The 13,531-nt window shown below is 56.6% G+C and carries 4 protein-coding genes and 2 tRNA genes; 1 reads left to right on the forward strand and 5 read right to left on the reverse strand.

The window, feature by feature from the left end; all coding sequences use genetic code 11:
• Nucleotides 1–566: 566 nt before the first annotated feature.
• Nucleotides 567–639, reverse strand: a tRNA-Ala gene (locus OSO_RS0130605).
• 5 nt (nt 640–644) lie between these two features.
• Nucleotides 645–718 (reverse strand) — tRNA-Ile (locus OSO_RS0130610).
• A 450-nt stretch (nt 719–1,168) separates the two neighbouring features.
• Here OSO_RS0130610 and OSO_RS0130615 point away from each other — a divergent pair.
• Nucleotides 1,169–4,828, forward strand: coding sequence for a UvrD-helicase domain-containing protein (locus tag OSO_RS0130615; RefSeq protein WP_010586739.1), 3,660 nt, complete (start codon nt 1,169–1,171; stop codon nt 4,826–4,828).
• Between the two features lie 99 nt (nt 4,829–4,927).
• Here OSO_RS0130615 and OSO_RS0130620 read toward each other — a convergent pair whose 3' ends face one another.
• The 3 genes from OSO_RS0130620 to OSO_RS0130630 form a co-directional block, all read right to left on the reverse strand.
• Nucleotides 4,928–7,744: a PSD1 and planctomycete cytochrome C domain-containing protein gene (locus tag OSO_RS0130620; RefSeq protein ID WP_010586740.1), complete on the reverse strand. Its 2,817-nt coding sequence runs from the start codon at nt 7,742–7,744 to the stop codon at nt 4,928–4,930.
• A 324-nt stretch (nt 7,745–8,068) separates the two neighbouring features.
• On the reverse strand, nt 8,069–9,655 hold the full coding sequence (locus OSO_RS0130625) for an alkaline phosphatase D family protein (protein WP_040593413.1): 1,587 nt from the start codon (nt 9,653–9,655) through the stop codon (nt 8,069–8,071).
• A 101-nt stretch (nt 9,656–9,756) separates the two neighbouring features.
• Nucleotides 9,757–12,153, reverse strand: a complete 2,397-nt coding sequence (locus OSO_RS0130630; protein ID WP_010586742.1) for a hypothetical protein — start codon at nt 12,151–12,153, stop codon at nt 9,757–9,759.
• Between the last annotated feature and the right edge of the window lie 1,378 nt (nt 12,154–13,531).

The following is a 13,531-nucleotide window of genomic DNA, read 5'->3' on the forward strand; positions in this document are numbered from 1 at the left end:
CCGTTTCGCTCGCCGCTACTCAGGAAATCGAACTTTCTTTATTTTCCACCAGGTACTTAGATGTTTCAGTTCCCTGGGTTTGCCTTGCATACCTATGAATTCAGCATGCAATAATTCAGGAATCCCGGGATCAACGCTCGTTTGACAGCTTCCCCAGGCTTATCGCAGTCTTCCACGCCCTTCATCGCCTCTTGGCACCGAGAAATCCTCCACACACCCTTAATAACTTGACCACTTGGTTTCAGAATCTCACGCAGATTCCCTTGCCTTAGCTATTCGCAATTCATGAAAATTGCCGCCAAGACAACTGGTGAGATCACCAAGTTCTTATCGCTTAAACCGAGTTGTTAAAGAGCTTTACGTCGCGTTCAGCGTTTGCTGGCGGCGACGCGGGAGGGAGATGTTAGTCAGGAAGAGATTGGCCGTCAACTGTCCGGCAGAAATCTTTTCGTTTTTCACACTTCCCGTCGAACCGCACTTTCGAGCGATTCCTGAGCAACTCTTACGAGTCACCCAGCGGACCAACTTTTCAGATGACCCTGCGGGCTACTGATTTCAGTAACCCATGGAGACGACCGGGGTCGAACCGGCAACCTCCGGCTTGCAAAGCCGGCGCTCTCCCAATTGAGCTACATCCCCGCCAGTGGGCGTACGTGGATTCGAACCACGGACCTCAGCTTTATCAGAGCTGCGCTCTAGCCAACTGAGCTATACGCCCCGACGAAACCCCAGAAAGGTTTCGGTCGCGAGCTCGGAACTCTAAACACTTTTGTTTTCACATTCAAGTGGAAGAGCTTCGACAGCACAGAATCCTGAGATCTCTGGCAAAATGAGCCGTCAAAGGTAGCAAACACGCGTGATCTCCACATCAAGCTGGCTGGATTCGTGGCCGCAACACGCAACGTAACATCAAAACACACATATATTTAAGGAAAACAATACGCAAAGAGCCATCAGGAGACCTGCTTTCAACTACGGGATCGAGCAGATTCATGTTGGTTGTGTATTCGCGGCGCGGGCTCGATGTTCATGACACCAAAAAATCGATCGTGACGGTCGTGACTCCACCGCCAATGACTGCTCTCGTGGGAGCAAAGGACGTATTCTGCCGTCGAGAATGGCATGATGAGCACAAAAAAAGCGTCTCCCTCGAAGAATCGATGCGCCCATGGATGCAAAACCGCAGTTTACCGACCAGCAATCCGCCGCAATTACGACGCGAAACGTATCGATTGCCCTTTCCGCCGGCGCAGGGTGCGGAAAGACGTTTGTCCTGACGCAGCGGTTTCTGGCGGGTCTGGAGCCGTCGTCGACGGAAGGGCGTGACGTCAGTCTGCACTCGCTCGTTGCGATCACGTTCACAGACCGTGCCGCCAGAGAGATGCGGGACCGAATTCGCGCCGCGTGCCACGAACGATTGCGTCACTGCCCCAGCGAAGCTGTCGATCATTGGTTGGAGATCTTGCGGGGACTTGATTCCGCTCGAATCAGCACAATCCATTCGTTTTGTACCAGTCTGCTTCGCTCGCAAGCCGTCGAAGCGGGGCTTGACCCCTCCTTTTCCGTACTTGAACCCGCGCTTGCCGACACGCTTTTGCGACATGTCGTCCGCGATACTCTCAATGGGTTACTCGAACTTCGCGATCCGGACGCAGTCCAGTTTGTCGTGCTTTACGGACTGGAACGAACGCGCGATCTCCTCAGAAACCTGACGGCTCAGCGATTCCAAATCGACTTTCGTGCATTTGCGGAGACGACACCCGAACAACTGGCTGCGGCTTGGCTACGAAAGTGGCGAACGGAAGTCGCCCCAAAACTGATCCGGACCTTCCGCGAATCACCTCTCGTCGCGCGCGTGTTGGAACTGATTTCCGGCGCCCCCTGCACTCGCGACAAGATGGTCGAACGGATTGCAAATCTCGCCACATTGCTGCCCATTCAAATTCCTTGGGAAGATCCACTGGAATCGCTGACCCTCGTTCGCGAGAACGCGACGGTGGTCGGCGGGGGTACAGAAAAAGACTGGATCTCGAAAGAGCGACAAGAACAGGTCAAAGAGGCATTCACAAAATTGCGAGCGGCAATCGATGGCCTGAAGAAGGACCTGAGTTTCGAGGAAGGCGACGTGACGCTGGCCGCCGAGATCGCCTGCCGGGCGCTGCGTCTCACCGAACAAACCGCAAATGCCTATGCCGTTGCAAAGCGGTCCCAAGGCGTGCTCGACTTCGACGACTTGTTGCTTCACGCTCGCAATCTGCTTCGCGACCATCCCAACGTTCGGCAACGAGTTGCCGCCGGAATTCGACTGCTGATGGTCGACGAATTTCAGGACACCGATCCGGTTCAAGCGGATGTCGTCAGATTTTTGTGCGGCGAAGCGATGACCCGTGGCAAGCTGTTCATGGTGGGCGACCGCAAGCAGTCGATTTATCGTTTTCGACGGGCCGATCCGACCGTCTTTGCCACGATGAGTGCCGAGTTGCCGGCCGCCGGTCGCCTTCCGCTGAACATCAACTTTCGCAGCCAGCCTGCGGTGCTGAATTTCGTCAATCAGATGTTTGCCTCTGCAATGGAGGGATACGAGGGACTGCAGCCTTTCCGCGAGGAGCAGTACTCACCCACACCGGCGATCGAATTCTTGTTCGCGACGTTTGATGCGGCCGAGATGGATCCTTCGGCCAACGATTCGGTAAGCGGCGCATCCTTGGGCGACGATGACCTGCGACCGAAGGCGGGAGAGTTGCGTCGACGGGAAGCCGACTGGATCGCGCGCCGCATTTCGTCGCTGCTCAACGACCCGACACCTCGCATCCGCACGAAGAATCGCGATGCGAGCGGTCGCCCGCTTCTGAGACGAACCGAACCGGGCGACATCGTGATTCTGTTCCGGGCGCTCTCCAGTGTTCAGGAATACGAGTCGGCCCTCCGCAAATTCGGGATCGAATACTACCTGGTCGGAGGCAAGGCGTTTTTTGCGCAGCAGGAAGTCTTCGATCTGCTCAACCTGTGCCGCTATCTGGACGACTGTGACGACCTGATTGGATTGATGGGAGTGCTGCGGTCCCCCTTCTTCAATCTGGACGATGACGCAATTCACGCCATCGTCTTCCGATCAGCAGACGATCCGCTCACCGATCCACGAGCCAATTCCGACGCAGAAGGCCCCCTGCCCTCGACATCGTATTCGCGGTTTGCAAGTTCACTCCATACAAATCTGTACCTTGAGCCCCCCACTCATCTACCTGAGTCACAGCGTGAACGAATTGCGTTCGCCGCGCGCATCCTGTCTGAACTGCGCGCGAGCAAGGATCGCATTCCCTTGACGGACCTGCTAAATCGGGCCATCGAACGGACCGGCTACGATGCCTCTCTACTGGCGGAATTCCTGGGACGTCGCAAGCTGGCCAATCTGAGAAAACTGATTGAAATGGCCCGCCAATTCGACAAAGGCGAATTCTTCACCCTCAAGGACTTCGTCACGAGGCTTCAGACATCGGTCCTGGACGAGACAGACGAAGAATTTGCCACGACGCTGCCAGAATCGGGCGACGTCGTTCGCCTGATGTCGATCCATCAATCCAAAGGACTCGAGTTCCCGGTGGTCATCGTCGCCGATATCGACCGGAAGGGACCACCACGATCCAGTGATTCGGTGCTGCACCCCGACCTGGGCCCTCTCGTCACGCTTCCCCAGCAGTTTGGCAACGAACCCAAAAATCTTGCGCTACGCATGCATCTGTTGGCCGAGGAAGAAGCCGATTCTGAAGAAACAATTCGACTGTTTTATGTTGCCTGCACGCGCGCTGCCGACTACCTGATCCTTTCGGCGGGCCTCGACACGAGCAAGTCTTCGCATTCCCCCTGGATGAACGTGGTCGAATCCCGCTTTGACATCAAGACCGGGCTGCTGAAGTTCGATGCGCTTCTCGGTGCGTCGGCTAACGCGACAGCGGATCCGGCCACGATTCCCGAAGTGCTGGTTCATCGCGTACCGTGCGACGCGAAAATCGCCGAAGCAGTTTCCGCACGAGAAATTGCTGTTGGCGAACTTCCGCAGCAAGTGCTGACCGCGGAACCTGCCGAATTTCCCACCTCAGCCCGGGTTTTCGGACGCGATACCAGCGATGCGTTTGTAACCAGCGTCTCACGACTCGAGGCGATCGACGCGGAACTGAATGCGATTTCTCATTCGCATGGAAACAAACGATCCATTGATCTTGAAGGCGAGGTGGTCGACCTCGATATGGCAAGCGCACTTGGCACGCTGGTCCATTCGGTACTGGAACGAGTCGATTTTCGGAACGTCGACAACTGGGAACAGTTACTCATCAGTGCCGCCCATCACAGCCCCGATCAGCCGCACGAAACCCTGATTGAGCAGGCCCGCGGGATGTTAGGCTCGTTTTTTAAGTCACCATTCCACGCGGAATTGGCACGCGCCAAGTCGATCCATCGCGAGATTGATTTCTTACTTCCGTGGACACCGCAAGCAACACAATCAGGAGCCGAGCCATCGACAGTGACGCGATCCACGCCGATGATCGCCGGGATCATCGACCTGTTGATTGAGACGGACAATGGCTGGCACGTCCTGGACTACAAGACGGGTGATTTCCCACTGAAGGCGGCGAACGAAAAACTGCTCGCCCCGTACGAACTGCAACTGGGCATTTACGCCTATGCGGTCGAGCAATGGTTTGGCGTCGTTCCTCAGGAGTTGTCGTTGATTGCGTTTCGTCCACAAGTCCGACGCATCACTCTACCCTGGTCTGCCGAACGATGGCAGCAGATTCGAGCGAGAATCGATCGGGCCATCGCAACGACGTAATGGACCGTACCATCAAGGGCGACGAATCCCCAAAAGGGCCGATACCGTCGTGACACCTGCGCGTCGCGATGTCGATCGCACGTACATTCGAGAATGCCGTCAGTCCACGAACATGAATTCGTTCGTCATCAGTAGCACTTGCGCCAGACGCTCCAGCGACGACAACTTCTCGGTGGTCGTGGTTTGGGCCGACTGTAGATACGCAAGACTCAACTGACGTTCCTCATCGTTAGGATCACGCGAGACGATTCGCCGATAGAGCGTCTGAATCTGCGCTGCCGAGTCGTCGGAGGCGGAATGGCAATCCGACGCCAGCCGACGCGCCTGTTCTTGAATGAACGGTGAGTTCATCGCCAGTAGCGACTGCTGAGGTACCGTCGTTTGCGGCCGCTCGGCAGCGGACGTATCAATATCCGCAAAGTCGAATGCACGGAACACGCCTGGCAGGTCATTGCGATTGATGAAGGCATAAATCGTGCGACGCGTGGTTCCAGGATTCATGACCGCGTCAAAAGGTTGCCCTCCCATCACGTCGTCCAACTTGCCCGCCACCGCCAGCAGCGAGTCACGGAACGATTCAAAGTCCAGACGAATTCGGGGCATTCGCCACAGCAGCCGGTTCTCGGGATCGCGACCGCGGGCAGCGGCATTCTCTGTCGAAGACTGTTGATAGACTGCAGACCCGACAATCAAGCGGTGAATCCGTTTGATCGACCAGCGATGCGGTGACGGCGAGGTCTCGGTGCCCGAACTGCCAGACGTTTCCACTGCCAACCAATCCAGAAGTTCTGGATGAGTTGGAGGCAGCCCTCGCGTCCCGAAGTCGCTGGGCGTCAGGACCAGTCCTGTCCCAAAGTGATGTTGCCAGATTCGGTTGACGATGACGCGCGCCGTCAGGGGGTTGCGTGCCGCCACGATTTCCTCGGCCAGTTCCAGCCGCCCGCTCCCCTTCGCAAACGGCTTTCGCTCGCTGGAAGATGCCGCCGCAAGAAACTGGCGGGGAACTCGATTGCCATGACGACCTGGATTGCCTCGGATGAAGATCACAGGTTCATGGATCGGTCCATCGCTCAAGACCATTGCTCGAGGAGGTGCCCCTGGCGAGGTTACCTTCAGGTTGTCGACGTTCCGCTTGAGGTTCGTCACCATGTTGCGAATATCATTGCCATAGATCGCTCGCGCTTCGTCCAGCGTCAAATTCGCGGGCGAATTGGCGTCGTAGAGCACCTGCCGCAGTTCTTCCATCGAGCTATCGGGTAGCTGCTTGGCATCGGGTGTGGCTTTGACCAGTTCGTTCCATTCACCCTGAGCCGCGCGGAACAGCGAGTCGTAAATGCGAGCCAGATCGACCAGTGTATTCGGTCGCTGTTCTGTCATGGCCGCACGCAGGCGCGGGTTCACCTTGGCCGCCTCTTCTCCGTTCGACCACGAGTCCACCAGGCGATTGACTTCACCCGGGAACTCTTCAGCCTTAGCAATCGCTGCGAGTCGGTGCCACGTCCCCAAGACGGGATGAGGCTGCGCTGCCGTTCGGCTGAGAGCGTCTTTCCATCTCTGAACAATCGGACCGCGAGGTTCATTCTTACCGTGGAACATGGCCGGGATTGGAGCCCAAGCCGGAAGCTGCCTCGCGATTTGCTGGAAACAATCGCCCGCAACGTCCCGAATCTCTTGGGCCACTTTGGGAACCGATTCTTGCTCGTATTTCAGCACCTCTGCTTCGCGCTTTGCCAATTCTTGGAGGAACTGCTGATAGGCGACGGGATTCTTGGGAACACCGATAATCGGTAACTCTTCGGGTTCGGTGGTGGATGCGAATACGCCAAACAATGAGTAGTAATCGGCAGTCGGGATGGGATCGAACTTGTGGTCGTGGCAGCGCGCACAGCCCACCGTGAGCCCCAGCAGTCCGCGCGTCACGACATCGATCCGATCATCGATGATGTCGTTATTGTTGTTTAGATACCGGCGTCCGACCGTCAGGAACCCCAGTGCCGCCAAACGGGGATCATGCGTTTCGGCGGCTGGCGGCGCGCCAGCCGCTTGTCCTTCCACGATTTGATCCGCAGCCAGTTGTTCCTTGATGAACTGATCATATGGCGTGTCCTGATTGAACGCGTCGACGACATAGTCTCGATACGTGTAGGAATACGGATAGCGCGGTTCGGCGGTGAAGACATAGCCTTTGGAATCCGCATACCGCGCGACATCCAACCAGTGGCGTGCCCAGCGCTGACCGTAAAGCGGCGATGCCAGCAAACGATCAATCAAGCGCTCAACATGATCGGGTGTTGTGTCTTGAAGAAACTCCTGCACCTGTGCGAATGTGGGGGGAATTCCCCACATATCGAGCGTGGCACGACGGATCAGCGTATACCGGTCGGCAGCAGCCGAAAGATTGAGTTCCTTCTCTCGCAGTTTGGCCACAACAAACGAATCGATGGGCGTCTGGGTTTGAGCACCCTGCTCGCGAGAGATCTCGGGACGATGGGCTGGCTGAAACGCCCAATGCGGTTGTGCCGAAGCTTCGACCGCAGCCGAGTCCTTGGGCCACACCGCACCTTGCTCGACCCACTTACGGATGACCGCGATTTGTTCGTCCGCCAGCTTTCCTTTTGGCGGCATTTGCGTGTCGTTATCCGCATAGAGCAGAACTTGAATCAGCCGGCTGCCTTGAGGGTTTCCGGGCACAGCAACCGGACCGCTGTCGGTGCCTTTCAAAAATCCCGCCTGATAGTCCAGACGGAGGCCGGCTTCTTCCTTCTTCGCGCCGTGACAGGCCTGACAATGCTCGGCGAGCAATGGCCTGACTTGTTTTTCGAAGAACTCAACCTGTTCTGTGGACGGAGAGTCAGCCGCGACGGTGAGGCTCGTCATGAAGATCAGGGCGACGGCGACTCGAACGAATGATGGCATGCTTCAAGCTTCCCAATCGGGAACGGCACGACGGCAGAAGCGAAAACGCGCACTTACGAACGCGACTCGATTCACAGAGGATGTTGCGTCGTCATGGCCCAAGGTGGCTGCAGTCAGGCCTCGGGCTCCATTCCTTAAGATGTCAGCAAAAGTTCAGGCGGGACAATCTGCGGATTGTTACGGCGGGCACTGAAAGGATTATCGCAGGCAATCACGTCCGTGGCAAACCGGAACCTGACAAGGGATTCGGAAATCAACGGGAAAATGAATGGCCGGCCGTTCACCTCCTGCTGCCTCCACGAACAGGACCATTTTCAACCTGATTCAGACGAGCTTGGCACCGGCTTGTCCGGCCTCAACCACGAACGAGGCACGCGTTGAAGTCTTACCGTCAGCGACGGTGACATCGTCGACGACCAGATAGTCCGACCGCCACTCGGCCGGTGTCACGCGGCAACGGACATATCCGCGCTGCGTATTCTGGAAGCGAATGAAAGGATTCTGAGACAGCAATTGATCATGGCCTTCGCGCCGATCAATCCCCTTTCCTCCGCTGGAGATCGACGTTCCCACGAATTCTGTTGCGACGATTTCCGTCTCTTGATTGCGGTCATCGACGCGCAAATCGTTGACCCAGTTTGAATGAATATCCCCCGTTAGAACGATGGGGTTAGGGATTCGTCGATCGGCCATGAACTGCATCAGCGCGATTCGCTCGGCGGCGTAGCCCGGCCACTGATCCATCGAATACGACAGAGGGTCGCTGTCCTTTGTGAACCCCACCAGCCCCATCATCACCTGCTGCGCGAGGATGTTCCACGTCCCCTGCGACTGCAACAACGAAGCTTGCAACCAATCCCGCTGTTTCGCGCCCAGCAAGGAATTTCGTGGATTGAGAGCTTCCTCATTCAAGGGTGAACGGCGATCCCCGTTTGGCTGATCGGATCGGTACTGCCGTGTATCGAGAATCTGAAATTCCGCAAGCTGTCCAAATGACGCGCTGCGGTACAGTTCCATGTGCGGACCGGTCGGCAGCGAGCGGCGGCGGAGCGGCATGTTTTCGTAGTAGGCCTGATAGGCATTGGCTCGACGAAGCAGGAACTCGGCGGTATCGACATTCTCTTTCGCCGAGATCTCACCCGCGTAGTTGTTGCTGACTTCGTGATCGTCCCAAGTGACGAACCAGGGACAATTGCTGTGCGCACGCTGCAACTGGGGATCGCCACGATACTGGGCATGGCGCACGCGATAGTCATTCAGCGAATGAATCTCGCTGCCAATATGCTGTCGAACCTGGTCTTTTCGCCCACCCCCTTCATAGATGTAGTCGCCGAGGTGAAAGATCAGATCCAGATCGTTCTCGGCCATATGCTGATACGCGGTGTAATACCCCGTCTCGAAATGCTGACAGGACGCAAACGCGAACTTCAGTTCGTCTTTGACCGCGTCGGCACTGGGAAGCGTTCGAGTCCGACCGAGCGGACTCTCGACATCGCCCACACGGAATCGATACCAGTACCAACGATCAGGCTTCAGCCCATGCACCTCGACATGCACGGAATGCCCCAACTGAGGTGTGGCGATGGCAGTTCCCTTCGCCACGACGTTCCGCATATTGTCGTCGTCGGCCAGCACCCAACTGACCTGTACGGGCTCTTTGGACATCCCGCCAAACGGTTCGAGTGGCTTGGGGGCCAAGCGTGTCCATAAGACCACGCTGGAACTGTCGGGGTCACCCGACGCAATCCCGAGCGAAAACGGATTCGTGTCGAATCGCGGCCGGGTTTGCGCGAGGGCGGCCCGGTTCATCCAGGGAATTGAAGCGAGCGCCGCGCCGTACGCCATGAACCAACGACGACTGATTCCGCCTTCGTATTTCAACGATTCTCGCAAAGTGTCCAGTTGCAACATCAGAGTTCCCCTGCTCCGTTCTGTCCATTTGGAAACATTGTTCATGGGAAGGATCGGGGCCGTCTCATCAATGGCAGCCAGCCCCGTCATCTGTTTCAGGCCTACTTTGGCTGCTTCATCACCCAGATATCGGTGACATAGTGCCAGTCACGCCAGTTGAGATGTCGCTGGTCGAGGGCTTCCCATGTCAGCGTGATCCGCCCGTCTTTGGTCGCTTCGAGCGGCACCTCGAAAATCTGCTCGGTGACGCGATCGTAGGTCTCTCCCTTCTTCAGCAGCTTCGCTTTCACACCATCAATCAATAGCGGCGAATCCGACTGAGCAAACAGTTTCACGATGTACGGGCTGGTCGTGTCGAGATCGTTGTAATCGAGCCCGTGCGGGAAGCTATCGAGATACAAATGCCACGCTTGTCGCAGTCCGTTCCGCTTCACATCCAACCAGCGCTGAACCGGGATCGGAAATTCGGCGCGGTGACGCACCACATCGCCGAACATCAGCAATTTGGCAAGTCGAGGCGAGCGACCCACATGCCCCACGACGTCGTAGTACCCTCCCTCGCCCGGGTTTTCCCAGTTTCGGACGGCATCCAGTCGCTTGAGCTGCTCTTTGGCGTCGGTCATTTTCTCAATGGCATCGAACTGATCTTCCAGCCACCAGCGGTTATTGAGCGGATAATCCAGGAAGTCGAGCACCGCACCGCGTTCCGTTCCCGAAGCACTGTATTTGGGAACACTCGTCTGCAGGCCGATGTCGGCGAACAGTTCGTCGCCGAACGCCTTCAGCCGTGCGATCAGTTCAGGATCGTTGGGCTGCGTGGTCGCTCGTGCCAGAATCGCGCGCGCGTCTTGCAGAGTCTGCTTGACGCCCAGTTTGTCGACTTGGACCAACTTTTCGAGTGCCTGTCGTTCCAGTTCGTTTTCGTACAGCAGACGATTCCGGCTGAAGAACGCGTAGTACGCGCGGAAGAGATGCATACGGAATCGCCATTTGCTGCCAGAGGTCGGCAGGCGTTTTTCCAAGTCTTTCCAAAGCGTGAAGGTCGCCCCCATGGAACCGTTCTCGGCCAGGGGCCCGCGTGTGTCAGACTCGAGTGCAAACAGTCCGTCTGCCCCTTCTTCCGCGACATCCGATCGGAAGAAGAATCGCGCATAATCACGCGCGATGTCACGTGGATCAGCCTCGGGGTTCCAACCAAGTTGCGACCACAAATTCTTGTTGAAGTCGTCGTGCACCCCGTCGGAATAGGTCAAGAATCCATCGGTGAATGAGTAATCCGCTCGATAGATATCGGTGTAATCCACCGGGCGAGGGTTGACCGGTTCACGGCCGAGGGTCAGTCCGATCGCTGGATCCATCCACGGCACGGGGTATTGGCAGCGAACGCAGTGTGTGATGTCTGGATACCAGCGCAATTGATATTGCTTGGGCAGACGCTGACGCGTCAATTCCATCGGGGGCGAACCTGGTCCCATCGCCAAACCGCCGAACCAGGTGGGCTTTTTCGTTTCGAGATAGTCATAGACGAGCTTCACATCTTCAGGGGTATTCAGATGGTGCTGCAGCGACAACCAGATCTTTGCCTTGGGATGATGCTTCTCGAGAAGTGCCGCCATCCGTTCAAGGAACGGTAGCAAGACGGCAGCGTGATTGTTGCCGGGATCACCACCAGGAACGAAGACGCCGTCGAGTCGTTTGATCTGGCGATAGAACTTCTCCTGCTGCTTGAGAAACTCGGCTTCTTTGGCTTCGTCAGGCAGCGGGATTAGAACGGGCACCCAGACCCAGTGGGCGAGGTCGTACTTCTCGCAAAGCTCGGCAAACTTCACATTCATTTCTTCGCGTGAGTACTTCATCAAACGATTGACGATGTCCTCTTGAAACGGAATGTTCTCGACGGCGTTTGCGCCAAAAATCACCATTTCACGGAAGTACTGATCGAACTGCTCGTAGGTCCATGCGTCCCAACTGTTGGCGGTATCGCGGTAACCGATCTGGTGGCCTCGCAGGGGGCGACTGGGCGATTCATGGGCATGGAATTCACTGGAGAGCGACACGGCGCCGGATTTCCACTGCAGTGATCGCAGCAACTTTCCGACACCAAACATGGCACCTCGAGAATCGAATCCCGTGACCGCAACGACGGTGGGCTGCCCCTTTACAGCAGGTGTGACGGTGACCGAAAACGCTTCGGCCTGCTTGGGCACCGAGGAGACCGTTTCTGCAATCCGTGCATTCCAGGCCGGCGGTTCCGCAAGAGTCGAAATCGCGATGATCGCCTCCGCCGAAGCGGGCCACTCGGTCGTGACCTTCCACTGCACCCCTGTTCGGCGTGCGATTTCTTCGGTGAGAATCGTGGGAGCGATCTTCTCGGCGGCGGGCAGATTGCCTTGGCGAATGACGATCGTGGCTTTGGTCAGATCAATCGACGCGGCATGCGTGAACGAGGGAACAATGAGACAAATCAGAGCCACAAGGCTGGAGGTCAGGCGAAGCATCAATGGTCCTTGAAAGATCGCTGCGAGCAGTTCGGCAGGTCGTGATTTCGATGCACCTTAACGGTCAGAAAACAAAAAACGTCAGACGAAGATAGGCACATCGCACAATTCAGCCTACCGGACCTGCCCCAGCGTGAAAAGCAAACGACATCGCGGTGTCGCGTTTCCCGCGAAGAGAGTCGACTGGAGCACATGGAGAAAGAGACAGGATTCACATCGGCCCACAGCCACTCGCCGCCACGTCATCCCGCCTCTTTTTCAATGCTCGCCCTAGGTCTTCTGATCCGCAGAATCACCCTGCCCAATTTGACAAGAACACAGGTGACCGCTCATCAATGTATCGCCTTGATCCTTTTGATCTTCTTGTTTGACTTTCCCTTGTTTTCATGAGGATTTGCAACATTTTGATTTGATCATCTTGTTGAGCATCTTGATCATCTTTCTTCGGACCGATGCTCCCCGACAGTGCCCCTCGTTTGGACCAACTTCGACGGCCGCCCCGTCCCAATCCCTAATGCCCCGCAATTGGAATGAATCCCGGGTGGCACAGACATTTCTGTCCGTGTTGGAGCCTTGTCACCGAGGTCCAGTGCCAGCCATGGCAACCATGCAATCGCCCCAAAACCAGCTGGTCGATCTATGCCATAGTCCATTCAATTCACGCCTGCCTCGCCCGCTTGAGACGCCCCCCGCTTTTCGGGAGACACCATCATCGAAACTTGCTGCCCATGATAACCGTTTCCGCGGCCCATTCAGCACCAGAATGCCTCTTGTTTCCAAACGTTTGGAAGGCCGTTCGCGACACCAATTCACGCGTCCAACTCAGATGCAAGAACGGCACCTGATGTTTCTCCCCAATATGACTGAATTCGCGAACCGTAGCGCGTGAGAACGCGATAAGAACCGCCAAGTCGGCACGGCAGTCGCGGAATATCCTGTCGCTGAACAGCCCTCTGACCATTACGTGTCTTCAACTTAACGACCGGACACGCGCGAGCCATGGGAATTCGATGAACTTGCTCGGGCGCGCGAGATTCGTATTACTTGGGAGCGTTCGAAACGGTCCGCAACCAATTCAAGAAGAGCGGCGCCCCCCCCCTGCAAGCCCTGTTGTTTTCCCGCTTCAATCATCATTCCGAGCAAGCGTCCCACGTTGTGTTCGCTTTGAGACGTTGACGATGCCCTTGAGCCACGTTCGTCGCATGCCGCCCGCCTCGCTGTGATGAGAGTTGTCGGATTTAAGTTCCAAGACGAGCAGTCTTTGCACCCCTGTCCAGCGGTGGAATCGAAGTTCCTTGCCAGCCTCACGATCGGATCGAGACATTTCTATGCCAGATCATTCTGGTCCGATGTTTCCCGGCCCTCTTCGAAGATTCGC

Source organism: Schlesneria paludicola DSM 18645, assembly GCF_000255655.1.
Taxonomy (GTDB): domain Bacteria; phylum Planctomycetota; class Planctomycetia; order Planctomycetales; family Planctomycetaceae; genus Schlesneria; species Schlesneria paludicola.

Bases quoted from the DNA above. Each gene is read 5' to 3' on its own strand.
- OSO_RS0130620 (WP_010586740.1), bottom strand. From the start codon at position 7,744: ATGCCATCATTCGTTCGAGTCGCCGTCGCCCTGATCTTCATGACGAGC.
- OSO_RS0130625 (WP_040593413.1), bottom strand. From the start codon at position 9,655: ATGTTGCAACTGGACACTTTGCGAGAATCGTTGAAATACGAAGGCGGA.
- OSO_RS0130615 (WP_010586739.1), top strand. From the start codon at position 1,169: ATGGATGCAAAACCGCAGTTTACCGACCAGCAATCCGCCGCAATTACG.
- OSO_RS0130630 (WP_010586742.1), bottom strand. From the start codon at position 12,153: ATGCTTCGCCTGACCTCCAGCCTTGTGGCTCTGATTTGTCTCATTGTT.